General features: G+C 46.8%; 1 protein-coding gene. It reads right to left on the minus strand.

Annotated features, from left to right (window positions below; genetic code table 11):
- Positions 1-420 (minus strand): transposase (locus tag RRY12_13325; protein ID MEG2185656.1); only part of this gene is annotated, 420 nt, incomplete at its 3' end.
- Positions 421-712 lie beyond the last annotated feature (292 nt).

Genomic DNA, 712 nt, shown 5'->3' on the forward strand with positions numbered 1-712 from the left:
ACTTACCCTGGTACCCCATAAAGCCTGAGTTATGTCCTCTACGCGCCTGACAGATACACCTGCTAAATACATCTCAATGAGTGATTCTTCGACCAATGCCTCGCGGCGCTTATAACGCTCGATGATGGTTGTTTCAAACGGTACGTTCCTCAAACGTGGAACTTTTAACTTTAGCGGACCAGCTGTGGCATGGAACGTTCTTGTATAATGGCCGGCCCTTGTACTTGCCCGTTCCGGAGATCTTTCGTATTTTGAAGCATGGCAGAGTTCGTCTGCTTCCGCATCCAGCATAGCATTGAGAGTTTCTTCAACGGTCTGTTTTACTAGGGCACTCAATTGACTGCGCACTCCTTCTTCATTGATGGAGATCAGTCTGGTCTTGCCCTCTGGATTTTCATGCTGCTCTGTGTTATTGTTCATTGCATAGTCCTCCTTTTGCTTCGTATGCTTGTTTGTCGCAAAACTAACATACCAGCGAGGAGGACTACTTTCAACCCCTTCACTAATTCTTGAAAGAATGTTATGAACGGGTAGCTATAGTCCGGTTCATTAATAGGCTCCTATCCTGATCTGGGCTCCAAGAGCTCTGATGGATGTACTGTAAAAGTGCTCATAATAGTATACGTTACCTCAGCTTTTGCCTTGAAATACCGACGTGCGCTTTGCAAAATTGGAAGGTCCCGCCGGCGCAAAAAGCGCGGCAATCAGCTCC

It is taken from the genome of Cloacibacillus sp., assembly GCA_036655895.1.
Classification (GTDB): domain Bacteria; phylum Synergistota; class Synergistia; order Synergistales; family Synergistaceae; genus JAVVPF01.